Consider the following 16,024-nt stretch of genomic DNA (forward strand, 5'->3'; position numbering starts at 1 on the left):
AGATTACTATGCAAAAATAGTATTTATTTGTAAATAACAAAATAATATTTGGATTTTTTAATTCAAAAAAGAGCTGAATCTCAAACATTTAAAATAAAACTTACTTTTCTTTATAAATTTGATAACCATTCAGAATCACATAGCCTATTAACGAACTAAAAAACACAGGCTTAGCAAAATATTTACGTAATACTTCATATAATGTCTATAAAATCGATAGGATTATAGTGAATTAGTTGTTATTTTTGGCAAAATTTTTATTTATGGATTTTCAAATAGGACTTGTAATCGCGGGTTTATTCGTGGGTTTTATAGTAGGATTGACTGGTGTGGGCGGCGGTTCTCTGATGACTCCGATTTTATTGTGGTTCAACATTCCTCCTACGACCGCAGTTGGCACTGATTTATTGTATGCCGCTTTTACCAAAATGGGCGGTGTATATGTCCATAATAAAAAAAGCAATATTAACTGGAAGATCACAGGCTGGCTTTCTCTCGGAAGTGTTCCGGCTGCCTTAATTACTTTATGGATATTAGAAAGTATCAAGACTGATATTACAACCCTAAATGCTTTGATTAAATACAGTTTAGGCTGGGCATTGCTTTTTACTTCTGTGGCGATTTTGTTTAAGAATAGAATTATGAAGTTTTCTAAAAAACATGCCGGCGACAGATTTCACAAAGAGAGTACTACTCAGAATGTACTGACTGTTGCCATTGGTGTACTATTAGGCGCTACGGTAACGCTGACTTCGATTGGTGCGGGTGCATTAGGAACAGTGACTTTATTTTTCCTGTATCCGCTGCTGCCTACTCCTAAATTAGTAGGAACTGAAATCGCGCACGCTGTACCCTTAACACTTGTGGCAGGAATAGGGCATGCCTCAATGGGAAATCTGGATTTACTTTTACTTGGACAATTATTATTGGGTTCTCTGCCCGGAATTTACATCGGAAGCATGCTAAGTGGAAAAGTTCCTGATTTATTCCTCAGAAACGCTATTGCAGTAATGTTGTTTATGGTAGGCTATAAATTGATTTTTTAAATCTTTTTATTTTTATTTCTTAGAAAAGCTTTATGAATCTTAGAAAGCAATATCTGCCAACGAATTACTTTCCAGTATTTTAAGTGTATTATCCCTAACCTCAGTCATTAAACGTCTTGCTGCGCAGGTTGACTCATCATCGCAATCATCGCATTTTTCATAAAAATTGTGGCTTGCACACGGAAGCAATGCAATCGGACCTTCCAGAATACGGTACACTTTGGCCATACTGATCTCTTTCGGATCTTTGATTAAGTAATAACCACCGCCTTTTCCTTTTTTAGCACCCAGAAAACCAGAGTTTCTAAGCAATAACAAAATACTTTCCAGGAATTTAATTGAAATATGTTCGCTTTTTGCAATTTCAGCAATTTGCACAGGTTCGTTATTCTCGCGTCTTGCCAAATAAGTTAAAGCTTTGATTCCGTATTTTGTTTTCTTTGAAAGCACTTTTAAATATTTTAGATTTTAGAGTGTTGATTTTAGATTTTATCTAAATCAATCACACGATATATTTTTAAATAACAAAAATATGCTTTTTATATGAGAATACTAACAAAATGAATTTAAATTCTACTTTACCTATCAAATTACTTCTTTATTTTTGATTTATGATTCTATTTCCTGAACTCCAATTAAGTTAAATTCATGAAATATTTTCACTTCTTCATCTAAAGCTTTTTTATTCACTACATAAGTATCAGACATTGAATCATGCCATCCTCTTCCTGAACTTCCTAAAAACGAAAGCCCGTCAAAAGGAATTATTCTGCATAAACTTCTTTTAAGAATAGTCCCAAAATCAGGTTTTTCACCATTTTCATCAACTACAATTGTACCTGTGATTAGTTTAGCCAAAGATCTTCCAAACAAACCTTCGGTAACGGTGTAATAAATAATCGTGAAAAGAATAAAAAGTATTCTTCCTTCTAAATCACCAATATTACCCATCCAGTCAACTAATCCGTTCAACCCTAAAAGACTTCCGAAAAATCCTAAAAAAGCAGCTAGAAGAAAGATTAACGCTAAAATAAAAATATTATCCAAGAGATAATTAAGAAATCTTTGCCCGCCTGAAACTAATAATTTGTCATCAAGAATGTAGGTAGAGTTACTCATGTTTGGTTTTAAGTTTATGATTATTAATAGTATTTAAATTTTAGTCCAAACAAAAATATACTTTTTAGCCAAACAATTACAAAATAGAATAACGATTTTTAACAGTAATAAAATTACAGTCAAAAATCGTTATTTATAATTTGCTTTATGGGTTTCCAACAATCTAAAATCAGAAATCTAAAGTCTAAAATTTATTTAAGAAAGCGCCTGTTTTAAATCGGCAATTACATCTTTTACGGTTTCCAAACCTACGGAAACACGCACCAGACCTTGTGTAATCCCAACTGCCAGCTGATCTTCTTCTGACAACTTACTGTGTGTTGTTGAAGCCGGGTGCGTAACAATTGATCGGGTATCTCCAATATTAGCAGAAAGCGAGCAGAGTTTTATTTTATCTAAAAACTTTCGTCCTGCTTCTATGCCGCCTTTGATTTCAAACGCAATGATATTTCCACCTAAAAGCATCTGTTTTTTGGCGATTTCATATTGGGGATGCGATTTCAAAAACGGATATTTTACGCTGTTCACATTCGGATGTGCTTCTAAAAATTCAGCGACTTTTAAGGCGTTCTCGCAGTGTTTTTCTACGCGAATGGCGAGCGTTTCCAAACTTTTAGATAAAATCCACGCATTAAACGGAGACAAAGCCGGACCTGTATTTCTTGAAAATAAATAAATCTGTCGGATCAAATCTTCGCTTCCTACTGTCACTCCGCCTAAAACACGACCCTGACCGTCAATTAATTTGGTTGCTGAATGCACTACCAAATGCGCTCCAAACTTAATTGGCTGCTGCAGATAAGGTGTTGCAAAACAGTTATCAATAATTAAAATCAGATTGTGTTTTTTGGCAATGTCTCCCAACAATTGCAGATCAATTATATCTACACCGGGATTTGTAGGGGACTCCGCGTATAATATTTTAGTATTAGGCTTAATGAAACTCTCTATCGTTTCCGGTTTGTTGATCTCAAAATACGAAGTTTCGATATTCCATTTTGGGAAATACGTCATAAACAACGCATGAGTCGAACCAAAAACACTGCTCGCAGATACAATATGATCGCCTGCATTTAGCAAGGCTGCAAAAGTGGAATAAACGGCTGCCATTCCGGTAGCAAAGGCATATCCGGCTTCGGCACCTTCCATTTTGCATATTTTATCTACAAATTCAGTCGTATTCGGGTTGCTGAAACGGCTGTAAATATTTCTTTCTTTTTCTTCTGTAAAAGAAGCTCTCATATCTTCTGCATCTTCAAATACAAAGCTTGACGATAAGTATAAGGGCACCGAATGCTCCAGATACTGAGATCTTTCTAATTGTGTTCTTATGGCCTGTGTTTCAAAACCAAATTCTTGTTCGTTCATTTTTTTTTTGTTTAACACGAATTGCACTAAGCAGCACAAATCATCACTTTTTAAATTTCACAAAGATTCACTAAGGAATTTGATGCGAATTTTCATTATTTGAGAATTATCTAATTCTCTAATTGACTAATTCCCTAATTCTGTATCATTCAGTACAACTTTGTATTTTATTGTAGCTGTAGGTTCAACCGTTTTGGCTACCGAACAGTATCTCTCAAAAGAAAGCTGTGCAGCACGATGTGCCTTTTCCGGATTGATGTCACCTTCTAAGTAGAAAACCACATTGATTTCCTTAAAAGGTTTTGCTTCGTCGATCTGAACACGAAGTCCTTCTACCTCAGCATTAAAAGAAGTTATTTCCTGACGTTGTTTTTTTAAAATCGAAATCATATCGATAGCACTGCATCCTGCAACGCCCATTAAAACAAGCTCCATAGGACTTGCGCCTAAATCGCTTCCTCCAAATTCGGCTCTGCTGTCCACATCAACTACATGACCCCGTTCATTTTTTAATTTAAAATGAAATGCATCATTTACTCTGTTTAAGGTTACTTTCATTTTTTTGTTTTTTGTTGTGTTTTTGTTTTTTGAATTCCAAAATGGGAACTCAGGAATATTTTAACTTTGGAAATGTGCTATTTCTTTTTAGCTTTTGTTTTAGCTTTTGTTTTAGCTTTTACTTTTGTTTCCTGCGGTTTAGCTTTAACTACTTCTTTTTTATTACAATTGCTTTTTTCATAAAGCTCAATAATACGATTGGCTAAAGTATTTTTTTTGAAATTTTCAGCATTTACAGCTTCTAAAAAAGCCGGACAATCTTTAAACTGAAGGCTTGAAATATTTCTTACCGCTTTATCCATTCCTACATTTACAGACATCATTGCCGACAACATATAGACAAAATAAACACCATCCTCTTTTTCCTTTCCCATATAAAGCATTGTACCTCCTCCGGATCCCGTTGAAGTACCGTTAACGGCATTATACCTGAAAGTGGATTGAAGTGCGTCTACCGTAAGTTTAATGCCATTAGCATAAATTACGTACAACCAGGATTTATCACTGCTTTTCTTAACGCCTTTCTCTCCTTTGTCCTGAAGAACAAATAATCTTTCTGCCTGATATTTATTCCCATCCTTATCCACATACTCGACTTTTTTAAGCTCTTCACTCAAAATTTTCTCTGTATCTCCCTTTTCAGTAAGCCTGAATTTAACTTTAGAACTATTTATTTCAACGAGCTCTGCAAATCCTTTTTTAACCGTTCCGTTTTCAAAAGTTAAAACAGCTTCATAATATTTTGCCTGCATCGTAAAAGATATCAGACATAAAAGGAGATAGATTTTTTTCATTATTTTTTTAGGTTTATTTATTTGGGGCATGGAGAATTTGAAAATTTCAAATTCTTTATTTTTTTAATTTTTAAAATTTACTTTAACTTCTCAACTGTAGAAATCTAAAATCACTACTCCTTGTCCGATAATCTCAAAATATCTCCGAAAACACCTCTCGCTGTAACCGCAGAACCTGCACCGGCTCCCTGAATTACGATTGGTCGGTCTCCGTACGATTCTGTGTAGATTTCGAAAAACGAATCAGAACCTTTCAATCCGCCTAAAGCGGTATCTGAAGGAACTGAAACTAATTTTACCTCCAGAATTCCTTTGTCATTTTGTAAATCACCTGACAATTCTCCGATATATCGTAATACGTGATTTGGTTTTTGATCCGCTTTTATCTTTTCGTAAATTGGATCGAATTCTTTTAGTTTAGTCAGGAAATCGGAAACATTTCCGTCTCTTAAATGTTCCGGAATCAGGTTCTGAATTGAGATTTCTTCAAACTCATTTTGTAAATCCAGTTCCCTTGCCAAAATCAATAATTTTCTTCCTACGTCATTTCCGCATAAATCTTCACGCGGATCCGGTTCTGTATAACCATTATCAATTGCTTCCTGTAAAATCTGGCTAAACGAAGCGTCTTTTGCAGAGAAATTATTGAATAAGTAACTCAGGGTTCCGGAGAAAACTCCTTTTATTTTCGTAATATTTTCACCGGAAAGGTGTAATAGTTTTATGGTATCAATTAAAGGCAATCCTGCGCCAACATTGGTTTCATAGAGATAATTTTTTTGATTTTCCGACAAAGATTTTCTCAGTTCCTTATAGAAACCATAGCTTAGTGTATTCGCCACTTTATTGGATGAAATCAGGTCAAAACTGCTTTCAATCAGTGAAATATAATTTTCTACAAAAGTGGCACTTGCCGTATTATCAATTGCAATTAAGTTTTCTAAATGGTGCTCATCTGCAAAGGCAATCACATCTTTTATAGTGTAAGCAATTCCGTTATTCTGAATCTCATTTTTCCAATCTGAAGTTACGCCTTTTTTGTTTAAAATTACTTTTTTGGAATTGGCAATGGCGAAAACATTAAGTTTAATTCCTTTTCGTTTTTCAATCGCTGTGGTTGATTCTAATATCTGATTGATTAAAGTTCCACCCACTAATCCATGACCAAAAATCGCAATATTTATTTTTTTGGAAACTCCGAAAATTTCTCCGTGAATTACACTTAGCGCTCTGTTCAATTCTGATTTCTTAACCACCAAACTCACGTTTTTACCGGTAACGGTGTTGTTGAAGAGGATTGGAACAATTTTATTTTTGATTAAAGCGGTATACGGTTTATGAAAAGTACTTAAATCCTGTCCGATAATCGAAATAACCGAAACGTTGTCAGTTACCGTAATTTGATTTACGTCTTTGGAATAAAAGTCATTTTCGAACTCTTTTTCTAATTCAACCATTGCCAATGTAGCTTTATCAGTGGCCACAACCAGACCGATTCCTCTTTCTGAAGAACCCTGAGAAATGATACTTACACTGATATTATGATCGCCCATTACTTTAAAAATTCGGGCATCAACACCTGCTTTCCCCAATAATCCGCGGCCTTCAAGATTTACCAGCGAAACATTTTCAAGAACAGAAAGTGTTTTAATTCCTTCTTTCGTAGCATCAGAAGTGATTAATGTACCTCTGTTTTCGTGATTAAACGTATTTAAAATTCGTAGCGGAATATTTTTCTCCAGTAACGGAATTATCGTTTTTGCATGAAGAATTGTTGCTCCGAAATTAGCGAGCTCGTTTGCTTCGTTGAAAGACAAATATTCGATTTTTTTTGCATCGGCAACCAAATCCGGGTTTGCGGTGTAAATTCCGTCAACGTGTGTGAAGTTCTGAAGCTCTTCGGCATTTAAATAATTAGCAATTAACGAAGCCGTATAATTACTTCCGTTTCTTCCTAAAGTGGTGGTATCGTTATTGTTGTTTGAACCAATAAATCCAGTTACAATATTTACGGTTTCTCCGTTATGCTGTTTGAAATAATTGACCACATTTTTCTTGGAAAGCTGTTCTAAAGGCTGTGCATCACCAAATTTGGAATCTGTTTTCAGCAATTCCCTGGTGTCTACAAAATTGGCAGGAATCCCTTTTTCAATCAGAATTGCAGTCAGTAATTTAGCCGAAAGCAATTCACCTTTAGATAAAATCTGATCTTTGATTTTGTTACTGTAATCACCAATTAGGCTGACTCCTTCAAAAAGTTTATCCAGCACATTAAATTCTTCCGAAAAATCAACCTGTGGATAATCTGAAATCTGATAGGTTTTAAAACTTTCTAATAACGGCTTGTAATTTCCGTTTTTAGAGGCAATTGTTAAAATATCTTCTAATTCATCAGTAGCATTTCCGCGGGCAGAAACCACAACGGCAATTTTCTCGCCCTGATTTATTTTATCTGTAATAATCGAAACAACTTTGTTAAGTCCTTCTCCGTTTGATAGTGATTTGCCGCCAAATTTTAATATTTTCATTTTATCTTTTTATTGTTTCTGCCTTAAAAATATCGGCAAGTAAATGGTCTAATTGTTTGTACTCGATTAAGAAAGCGTCATGTCCGTGTACGGAATCTATTTCGCTGTAATAAACATTGTCTTTGATTTTTTTTAATTCCTGATACGTTTCCCGATTTTCTTTTGCCGTAAAAAACAAATCTGAATTGATTCCGATAATATGAATATCAGCATTTGTTTTAGACAACAATGTCTCAAAATCGGCACTGTTTCTGGTAATATCTATGGTTTTGAGCAATTGATTCATCAGTTTATAGGATGATAATTGGTATCTCTTTTGCAATTTTTCTCCGTGATGTGCCAGCCAGCTTTCTATATTAAAGATTGAAAGGCTGGTATTGACAGTGCGTTGAAATTTTTCTTTGAAGGATTCCGGAGACCTGTAACACAGCATCGCATGAATTCGGGCATCTTCTATGGGTCTTGAGGAATTGTTCAGGATTTGTTCCTGTAAATAACAATTCGCAATCATCCAGTCTGTCGATTTCCAGTCTGTTGCAATCGGTATTAAATTTTGAGTAATGTCAGGTTCAAGTGCCAGCATTTCCCAGGCAATTCCACCTCCCACGGAACCTCCGATGATGGTATGCACCTGCTCTATTTTTAGAAATTCAAGTCCTTTTATAAAAATTGCGGCAACATCCCTGGTGGTAAAATCCTGATACTTTTCAACGATAAAGGAATCAGCTCCATTACCCGGAACATTAAATGCTAATACCGTGTAAAGATTAGTATCTATGGTTTTATCAGGTCCGATTAAGTCATTCCACCATCCATTTTCACCGGTAACCTCAGCATTTCCTGTCAGGGCATGATTAACCAAAACAACGGGTGCGCTGTGTAAAGACAAGCCGGCAATGGTAAAACTTAAGGGTAACGAATGGTAAACCGCACCATTTTCTGTGGTGAAATTTTGAATGTCTATAGGGTTTGGTATATTTTCCAATTTCAAATCTGTTGTATTATTGATTTGTATGAGGAAATATTAGAAAGAAAGTCTGGACGGAACCAGACAAATTCTTGTTGTTATCTTTCCACGTTTGGGCGTGGTAGAATGCAGCACCTTCTTCGAATTAACGAAGGGTTGCTAAGGATTCATCGGGTCTAATCCCTCGTCCTTTCTTTATAACATTTCAATACGTGTCTGAACTTAACGGTGCAAATTAACTACTATTTTCTTAAACAAGCAAATTTATCTGAATTGATTCTTCAAATTCCTGAATATAATTCAATCTAAAATTATGGTACGCAAAAAATCACCGAACGTTGCGCCCAGTAAAATTAAGCAGGATTACCCCTATCTGATGATGCTTTTCGATTTAAATGAAAAGTGTTTCATTTTCTTTAGAATACATCAAAAACAATAATGAATTTGGTGCTTTTTTTTCTGCGTTTTTATCTGTTTCCGTAATTCCGAAGCTTGGATGAGCCAATTCATTTACCGGCGGCGGCGGATTGTTTCTTTTTTCTCTCAGGTTTTTCAATGCAGAAAATTTCTTTGTCAGGTAGTTTAATGTGCTCATAGTATTTAAGTTTAAGTAAGTTATCGTTTTATCTTTATTATTTGTTTATTTAATTGTTACCCCGCCAAAAGGAATAAAAAAACCCTTTTGGGTCACAATACCAAAAGGGTTTAAGTTTTTTACAACTTGTATATTCTTTTAGTATCAACAGACGCATGCACAAATACGTGCGACGCTAAACATCTTGTTCATCTGTAGGGACTTATTCATCTGTGAATTATTTGTTATTTTAAAAAATTTCTGCATCTGTATAAATTTAAAAAGCCTCTCAAAAATTTCGGGAGGCTTTGCTATATTTTTATTGTTTTACAATTTTAAGCAATAGACTTCCCAACGGTTTTAACCGAAATGGCACAAAACATTTTGTAGACATTTAAATTCATTTGATTTAGTAGCTTTTGGGTTTAACAAATATGCAAATATTATTTTGACTACACAAATAAAAATGAAGAATTTAATTACAAAAAACGTTAAAAAACACTCTTTTAACGTTAAAAAACATCTTACAAAAAAATAATTTTAATATAACTAAGTTAAAACCTACAATTAAACACTTTTGTCTTTCTAATTTATCTTCTCAAATCAGTTTATCAAAGAACTTTTTTTTCTTATTTACTCATTAAGAATACTTTACAGCCAAACTGCTTCTTTATTTTTAATCTTCTCTGCTACTTTCAAAATGTCACTAATAATTCCGCGGGAGATTGCCTGCTTACAAGCTGATGCACTTTTGATTACAATCGGGACGTCCGCGTAAGACTGTGTGAAGATTTCAAAAATCGTGTCAGAACCTTTTAATTGTCCTATGGCCGATGTGACCGGTTCGGAGACCAATTTCACTTCAAGCGTGTTTTTCTGAACATCAAATTCCCCCACATATCGAAGCACATGATTATCAGCCTGGGTAATTTTGGCAATCTTGAAGGATCTGTCAATCGCTTCTTTATTCAGCGTACCGTTTTTCTCCAGGTATTCTTCTTTTATCAATGAATTGATTTTAATGTCAGAAAGCTCAAAATCTTTTCCAATTTCCCTCGTTAAGATCAATAATTTTCTTGCCGTATCATTTCCCGATAAATCTTCCTTGAAAGTAGAACGCATGAAACCTAAAAGAGTGGCATCTTTTAAGATTGAAGAAAAAGATGTTTCATCTGACGAAAACCGATTAAAGACATAACTCAGGTTGTCTGAAAAAACGCCTCTTATCTTAGTGATTTTTTCTCCTGAAGAATACAAGTCCCTTAGCGTCTGTAAAACCGGAAATCCGGTATCAACCGAAGTTTCATACAAAAACTCTTTATCGTACTTTTTCAGATTCTGCCTTATTTCTTTATAAAGTTCGATTGGTAAAGTATTGGCTTTTTTATTTACCGCAACAATATTAAAACCGTTCTGAATTAAGGTGTTATAATGACTGATCAATTCATCACTCGCTGTGGCATCAACGGCAATTAAGTTTTCGAATTCATTTTCTTTGGCAAATTCAACAATATCCTCGACTCTAAAAGGCACTGCCAGTTGAACAAAATTGGTTTCCCATGCATATCCTACGCCTTCTTTCTCGAAAAAAGCAACGGTTGAATTGGTGATAATCGGAAAATGAAAATCAATGTTTCTGTTCTGAAGAAAAAACTCCTGACTTTCGATAATCTGATTGATTAAAGTGCTCCCGATATTACCAATTCCAAAAAGGATAATATTTATTCTAAGCTTTGACATAATTTTAATTTTTAAAAACCATTTTTAGGTTAAGTAAACTACATAACTATTATAAGTTCAGTTAAGTAAAGCAAGCCCAATTTTAAATGAACTTATAATACTTATGGTTTAAAATTTTATTTTTAAAACCTTTATAATGAACGTTTTTCATAAAAAATCACCTCTAGCAAAACTCACATTGCTAAAGGCAATTTTTCAAACAAAAAACAAAAAAACCTAATTTTTAATGCTGTATTGCGATTGCGTAACGCTTGCGAAAACAGTTTGCAGATCGGCAATTAAATCCTCGATATCCTCGATTCCGACAGAAAGACGAACCAAATCTTTATAAACTCCTGTTTCCAGTTGTTCCGCATCTGTCAATTGCTGATGTGTGGTGCTTGCCGGATGAATAATCAGTGATTTGGTATCGCCGATATTCGCCAGAAGAGAGAATAATTTAGTTTCGTCCACCACTTTTTTAGCGGCATCAAAACCGCCTTTTAATCCGAAAGTGATAATTCCGCTTTGTCCCTCAGGAAGATATTTCTGGGCCAGATCAAAATATTTGTTTGATTTCAGACCCGGATAATTTACCCAGACTACTTCTTCCTGTTTCTCTAGCCATTCGGCCAGAGCCAAAGCATTTTCGCTGTGTTTCTTAATTCGGATTGGCAATGTTTCTAATCCCTGAATGATCTGAAAGGCATTGAACGGACTCAAAGCAGAACCAAAATCACGTAAACCTTCTATTCTTGCTTTTGCAATGAAAGCTGCATTTCCCAGAGCTTCATGGTACACCAAACCATGATATCCTGCTGAAGGTTCCGTAAATTCAGGAAATTTTCCGTTGGACCAGTCAAAAGTTCCGGCATCAATGATAGCACCTCCTAATGAAGTTCCGTTTCCTGAAATATATTTGGTTAAGGAGTGAATTACGATATTTGCTCCGTATTCGATTGGTTTCAATAAATAAGGAGTAGCAACTGTATTGTCTACAATAAAAGGCACTTTGAAGGCTTTGGCTTCTGCCGAAATCGATTTAAGATCCAATACATCTAATTTTGGATTCCCTAAGGATTCTACAAAGAAAGCTCTTGTGTTTTCTTTTGCTGCTCTGGTGAAGTTTTTTGCATCAGACGGATCCACAAAAGTTGTTGTGATTCCTAATCTCGGCAAAGTCACTTTCAATAAGTTATATGTTCCGCCATACAAGCTATTTGATGCTACAATATGATCGCCTGCTTTCAGCAAAGTCAGGAAAGTGGTTGCAATTGCCGATGCGCCGGAAGCGGTAACAACAGCTGCAATTCCACCTTCTAGCGCTGCCAGTCGTTGTTCCAGAATATCATTTGTCGGATTGTTTAATCGGGTGTAGATAAATCCGGCTTCGGCAAGACCAAATAAATTGGCTGCATGATCTGAATTGTTAAAGACATAAGAAGATGTCTGATAAATGGGCACTGCTCTTGTTCCCCCGTTTTTAGTAACATCGTGTCCTGCGTGTAGTGCGTTTGTTGCAAATTTTGGTGTGCTCATGATTTCTTATTTTTTATATTGTTAAATAGTATGTTGAATTGTGATTGGCTTATTTTAATTGGAAAGTTTTTTTTCTCCAAGTTCATAAATTTGAAACAGTACTGACTTCGGGCTTCTTAAAGAAGAATCTTGCCTGCGTGGCTTTTTTTCTGTTTGTGTACCTGCTATCGAAATGATGCTGCTTTGAGACTCTGCATCAGACAACCACTGTATAGTTCCTGAATATTTATTTGTTGTTTTCATGATTATATTTTTTTTTAAAAAATGTTGAAATAAAAAACCCTTTTGGCTGGCTGACCAAAAGGGTTTATAGTTTTAACTATAACAAAGATTTATCTTTCACTTTTGGCAACAGCAGATCGGGGCGCATTTACGCATCATACAACATATCATTCTTTTGTCTGCAATTGTTTTCATCTTGTAAAATTGTATTAATTTAAAAACACTTAATTTTTTTAGTTCTACTAATTTGATAGAGTAAATATAATAACTATTTTGTAACTACCAAGCAGAAATATATAATTTAACATTTAAAAAAGAAATCAGCGTTGAAAATTCTTCTGAAATTCTTTGCAAACCCTTTTCAGATCAGGCTTTCGCTGATTTTGATCTGAAAGGTTTTTTTTCATTTAAAATTTAAAACTCAAACGCGCGAAACCAAATCTTCCATTTAATCCGAATTGTGAGACCGCTCTGGAGTATGCAAACTGATTGGCATTCGTTAAATCTGTACTCGGAGCCGGTGACAATGTTGGGGTTGTGTTTGTAAAGGCCGGTGTTGACGGATTATTTCTGTCCGGATAAACATCACCTATATTATTAACACCAAGCGTCACTCTGAATTTTTCACTGATCTGATATCCGAAAGATAAATCAGTTACAATTTTTGCGCTGTATTCCGGATGCTCGTACACGGAAGAAAACCCATCTAAGTTCGCATCTGTCGCTCCCGGATCTGTTACTTTTCCGAAATAACTGTTTCTTAAATAAATATCCAGTTTTTTAATATTGAAAGTCGTTGTTAAATTGGCTTTCAATTTCGGAATTGCTTCTTCCAGATACACTCTGCTGGACTCCGGAAAAAAGGAATATTTAAAAGGTTCTCCGCCGGCATTAATGATAGATTGCGGAACATTTAAATCGCCTACTCTTTTGGTTTCATTATAACTGATTGCAAAATCGTTTCTAATAGTGAAATCCTGAATTACATCATATTTCTGAGAAATCACGACATCTACTCCCTTTGTTTCAGAGTTGATTCCGTTGGTCCAGAAAGAAGCTCTTTCCACACCTTTTAAATCAAAGGCTTCCTGAAATAATGTTAAGGCTTCTGCCTGCTCTGGTGATGTTGCCCCTCCGATTTGTGCGTCTGTTGGTCTTGAATACTGACCCGTTAAAACTACTCTGTCGTCGATTCTTGTGAAATAAGCATCAGTAGCAATCGTAATATTGGCCGATGGAATTTTGAATGTAAATCCTGTACTGACGCTTTTGGATTTTTCCGGTTTTAAATTTTCCACACCGATACTTTTTGCCGCATCAGAGTCATTTGTAAAATAACCTACCTGATAAGGGGAACCATTAATAAACTGAGTAGAACTGGTTTCGAAATATTTTTGCTGCAGCGATGGCGCTCTGAATCCGGTTTGGCCTGAAACTCTCCAATTGATAAAATCATTTAATTTTAAAAGAGACGCTAATTTAAAAATCACCGTATTTCCAAAATCTGAATAGTTCTCAAAACGTACTGCTCCGTTTAAAAGCCAGTTTTCTGTCGGGTTTAGTTCTAAATCGACATAAGCGGCAACACTTTTCCTGTCTTTTTCTTTAGCATCCGCGGGCTGAAAACCTGAAAATCCCTGTGCTCCTGCGCCACGCTTGTTTCCAAAAAAATCGGTCACAATTAAGGGTGAAGTCGTTGGCAATGCTCCGGAAACAAAATTTCCGTTTACGTCGTACAATCCGTAAGAGGCTTGTTCTCCGGCTTTTATCTGATAATTTTCGTATCTGAATTCGCCTCCAAAAGCAACATTTAAACCCTTCAGTACATCCAGTTTTTTGGTAAAATCCAGGTTAGTGGTACTTTGCAAAAACGAAACCTTACCGGCATCAAAACTAGTGGGTGATGCCGTTCCTAACGTTGCATTTATGGTATTGTTTACACCATATTTAAAAGAGTTTGTTCCAAGGTTTGAACTGATATCCGTATCAAATCCGAATAACTGAGTAGTGATTCCTACTGCCGCAGAAGCGTCTAAAATGTCTGATTCTATTTCCGGCAAAAATCCGTTGGAATACACTTGCGTGAAAGTTCCGGAACCGTTTGGAAGCCTGTTGAAAGCATACGATTTTCCGTTTCTATAGGAAACTCCCCCAAAAGAATAAAGGGATGTCAGATCTGTTAAAGGATATTTTCCATTATAATACAATTGTCCTGTAGCCAGTTCTGACTGACCAACGCTCATATTATAATCGCTTCTTTGCTGACCTCTGTAATTAAGTTCGTTATTGGTAACATCAAAATTTAAAGCCGTCTGAATCTGAGCAATTGTAGATGCAGAAGCAATAGCCGTTTGCTGTGCCGGTGTAAAATAGCTAACCTGTGGGGCATATTGCTGCAAAGTACTTATAATCTGAGCCGAATTGGGCGTCGTATTAATATTGCTGAACAAGGAATTCACCTGAACTCCGTTCTGAGCCGCTCTGTTTTCAACAGCATTGTACGCATTAAAAATAGCATTATTCCTGATTCCGGCGCGGCTTGTTGCCTGTCTGGTAACGGCACTTCCCGTAAAATTCAGGTAACTTCCTGCTTTACCCAAAGAGGTTCCGTAATTTAAATCCAATTGCAAAGATTGCCCGTCACTTCCGCCTTCAAAATTGTTGGAACCGGAGGACAGATTAGCTCCGTACTGGATATCGCCTGAAACATATTTTGCATTCTTTTTCAGTACAATATTGATGACTCCGGCAATGGCATCTGAACCATATTGTGCGGCAGCCCCGTCTCTTAAAACTTCAATTCGCTCGATCGCATACGATGGAATTTCATTTAAATCCGTACCCACGGAACCTCTTCCCGGAGATCCGTTTATATTTACCAAAGCACTGGTATGCCTTCTTTTCCCGTTGACCAGAATTAAAACCTGATCCGGTCCCAAACCTCTTAATTGTGCCGGATCAACGTGATCTGTTCCATCTGCAGTAGAAGTTGGATTACTGGTGAAAGAGGGTGCTACATAATTTAATATTTGCGTCACGCTTGTTTGCGGGGCACCTTTGGTTATTTCTGAAATGTTGAATATATCAACAGGAACAGGCACATCTGTTTTTACCCTGTTTTTACTTCTGGAACCTACGATTGTCACTTCAGACAATTCGTTGTTCTGCAAACTATCCGTTTCTGTTTTACTGTCCTGAGCGTACAATCCGGAGAAGGTAGCTAAGCCAAAAAGTACTAGTAATTTATTTTTCATCTTATTTAATTTGGATATAATTATTCTGATTTATAATTGGATTTAATTGTTAATTTATTTCAGTTTAGAGCAAAAAAAACCTCTGCAGCTGGCAGAGGTTCTTGTTTTATATCTTAAAAATAATCTACAATAGTATCTCTGCGGAAGCTTCCGGCATCATACAAGACATGTTTTTAGAGATTGATTTCATATTTTCTTTTCTTTTGATTGGGCAAATTTGATAACTTTTTTTGGAACCGCCAAAGAAAAATCAAAAATATTTCTATTACCCTATCAAATTAGTATGATATGTTAAATTTATATTTAATAAAATAAAAAAAACATAACTTTAATTTG

13 protein-coding genes and 1 riboswitch are annotated in these 16,024 nt (G+C 35.6%); of the genes, 1 reads left to right on the forward strand and 12 read right to left on the reverse strand.

Annotated features, from left to right (window positions below; genetic code table 11):
* Nucleotides 1-263 precede the first annotated feature (263 nt).
* The gene (locus EV142_RS01215; protein ID WP_132031930.1) at nucleotides 264-1,046 is read left to right on the forward strand and encodes a sulfite exporter TauE/SafE family protein; all 783 of its coding nucleotides are present in this window, start codon (nucleotides 264-266) and stop codon (nucleotides 1,044-1,046) included.
* A 39-nt stretch (nucleotides 1,047-1,085) separates the two neighbouring features.
* Here the strand turns inward: EV142_RS01215 and EV142_RS01220 are convergent, their stop codons facing one another.
* The 12 genes from EV142_RS01220 to EV142_RS01275 form a co-directional block, all read right to left on the reverse strand.
* Entirely contained in the window at nucleotides 1,086-1,496 is a 411-nt protein-coding gene (locus EV142_RS01220) for an RrF2 family transcriptional regulator (protein ID WP_132031932.1), read from the reverse strand.
* Between the two features lie 159 nt (nucleotides 1,497-1,655).
* On the reverse strand, nucleotides 1,656-2,165 hold the full coding sequence (locus tag EV142_RS01225; protein ID WP_132031934.1) for an RDD family protein: 510 nt from the start codon (nucleotides 2,163-2,165) through the stop codon (nucleotides 1,656-1,658).
* A 195-nt stretch (nucleotides 2,166-2,360) separates the two neighbouring features.
* Nucleotides 2,361-3,533: a trans-sulfuration enzyme family protein gene (locus tag EV142_RS01230; protein ID WP_132031936.1), complete on the reverse strand. Its 1,173-nt coding sequence runs from the start codon at nucleotides 3,531-3,533 to the stop codon at nucleotides 2,361-2,363.
* Nucleotides 3,534-3,659: 126 nt separating this feature from the next.
* Nucleotides 3,660-4,091, reverse strand: a complete 432-nt coding sequence (locus EV142_RS01235; protein WP_132031938.1) for an OsmC family protein — start codon at nucleotides 4,089-4,091, stop codon at nucleotides 3,660-3,662.
* 77 nt (nucleotides 4,092-4,168) lie between these two features.
* Nucleotides 4,169-4,885 (reverse strand): hypothetical protein, encoded by a 717-nt coding sequence (locus tag EV142_RS01240; RefSeq protein ID WP_132031940.1) that lies wholly within the window; start codon nucleotides 4,883-4,885, stop codon nucleotides 4,169-4,171.
* 113 nt (nucleotides 4,886-4,998) lie between these two features.
* On the reverse strand, nucleotides 4,999-7,413 hold the full coding sequence (thrA, locus tag EV142_RS01245) for a bifunctional aspartate kinase/homoserine dehydrogenase I (protein WP_132031942.1): 2,415 nt from the start codon (nucleotides 7,411-7,413) through the stop codon (nucleotides 4,999-5,001).
* A gap of 1 nt (nucleotide 7,414) precedes the next feature.
* Nucleotides 7,415-8,398 (reverse strand): alpha/beta fold hydrolase, encoded by a 984-nt coding sequence (locus tag EV142_RS01250; RefSeq protein WP_238698627.1) that lies wholly within the window; start codon nucleotides 8,396-8,398, stop codon nucleotides 7,415-7,417.
* 77 nt (nucleotides 8,399-8,475) lie between these two features.
* A riboswitch (SAM riboswitch) is annotated at nucleotides 8,476-8,584 on the reverse strand.
* 187 nt (nucleotides 8,585-8,771) lie between these two features.
* A complete protein-coding gene (locus tag EV142_RS01255; protein ID WP_132031946.1) occupies nucleotides 8,772-8,975 on the reverse strand; it encodes a hypothetical protein in 204 nt (67 codons plus the stop codon).
* A 630-nt stretch (nucleotides 8,976-9,605) separates the two neighbouring features.
* The gene (locus EV142_RS01260) at nucleotides 9,606-10,694 is read right to left on the reverse strand and encodes a homoserine dehydrogenase family protein (protein WP_132031948.1); all 1,089 of its coding nucleotides are present in this window, start codon (nucleotides 10,692-10,694) and stop codon (nucleotides 9,606-9,608) included.
* Nucleotides 10,695-10,910: 216 nt separating this feature from the next.
* Entirely contained in the window at nucleotides 10,911-12,212 is a 1,302-nt protein-coding gene (locus EV142_RS01265; RefSeq protein ID WP_132031951.1) for an O-acetylhomoserine aminocarboxypropyltransferase/cysteine synthase family protein, read from the reverse strand.
* Between the two features lie 54 nt (nucleotides 12,213-12,266).
* Nucleotides 12,267-12,455, reverse strand: a complete 189-nt coding sequence (locus EV142_RS01270; protein ID WP_132031953.1) for a hypothetical protein — start codon at nucleotides 12,453-12,455, stop codon at nucleotides 12,267-12,269.
* Between the two features lie 386 nt (nucleotides 12,456-12,841).
* Nucleotides 12,842-15,688: a TonB-dependent receptor plug domain-containing protein gene (locus tag EV142_RS01275; protein ID WP_132031955.1), complete on the reverse strand. Its 2,847-nt coding sequence runs from the start codon at nucleotides 15,686-15,688 to the stop codon at nucleotides 12,842-12,844.
* Between the last annotated feature and the right edge of the window lie 336 nt (nucleotides 15,689-16,024).

Source organism: Flavobacterium circumlabens (assembly GCF_004345565.1).
In the GTDB taxonomy this organism is placed as follows: Bacteria; Bacteroidota; Bacteroidia; order Flavobacteriales; family Flavobacteriaceae; genus Flavobacterium; species Flavobacterium circumlabens.

Excerpts from the sequence above, each read along its gene's own strand:
- EV142_RS01215 (WP_132031930.1), top strand. The coding sequence starts at position 264 with ATGGATTTTCAAATAGGACTTGTAATCGCGGGTTTATTCGTGGGTTTT.
- EV142_RS01225 (WP_132031934.1), bottom strand. The coding sequence starts at position 2,165 with ATGAGTAACTCTACCTACATTCTTGATGACAAATTATTAGTTTCAGGC.
- EV142_RS01230 (WP_132031936.1), bottom strand. The coding sequence starts at position 3,533 with ATGAACGAACAAGAATTTGGTTTTGAAACACAGGCCATAAGAACACAA.
- EV142_RS01235 (WP_132031938.1), bottom strand. The coding sequence starts at position 4,091 with ATGAAAGTAACCTTAAACAGAGTAAATGATGCATTTCATTTTAAATTA.
- EV142_RS01240 (WP_132031940.1), bottom strand. The coding sequence starts at position 4,885 with ATGAAAAAAATCTATCTCCTTTTATGTCTGATATCTTTTACGATGCAG.
- thrA (WP_132031942.1), bottom strand. The coding sequence starts at position 7,413 with ATGAAAATATTAAAATTTGGCGGCAAATCACTATCAAACGGAGAAGGA.
- EV142_RS01255 (WP_132031946.1), bottom strand. The coding sequence starts at position 8,975 with ATGAGCACATTAAACTACCTGACAAAGAAATTTTCTGCATTGAAAAAC.
- EV142_RS01260 (WP_132031948.1), bottom strand. The coding sequence starts at position 10,694 with ATGTCAAAGCTTAGAATAAATATTATCCTTTTTGGAATTGGTAATATC.
- EV142_RS01265 (WP_132031951.1), bottom strand. The coding sequence starts at position 12,212 with ATGAGCACACCAAAATTTGCAACAAACGCACTACACGCAGGACACGAT.
- EV142_RS01270 (WP_132031953.1), bottom strand. The coding sequence starts at position 12,455 with ATGAAAACAACAAATAAATATTCAGGAACTATACAGTGGTTGTCTGAT.
- EV142_RS01275 (WP_132031955.1), bottom strand. The coding sequence starts at position 15,688 with ATGAAAAATAAATTACTAGTACTTTTTGGCTTAGCTACCTTCTCCGGA.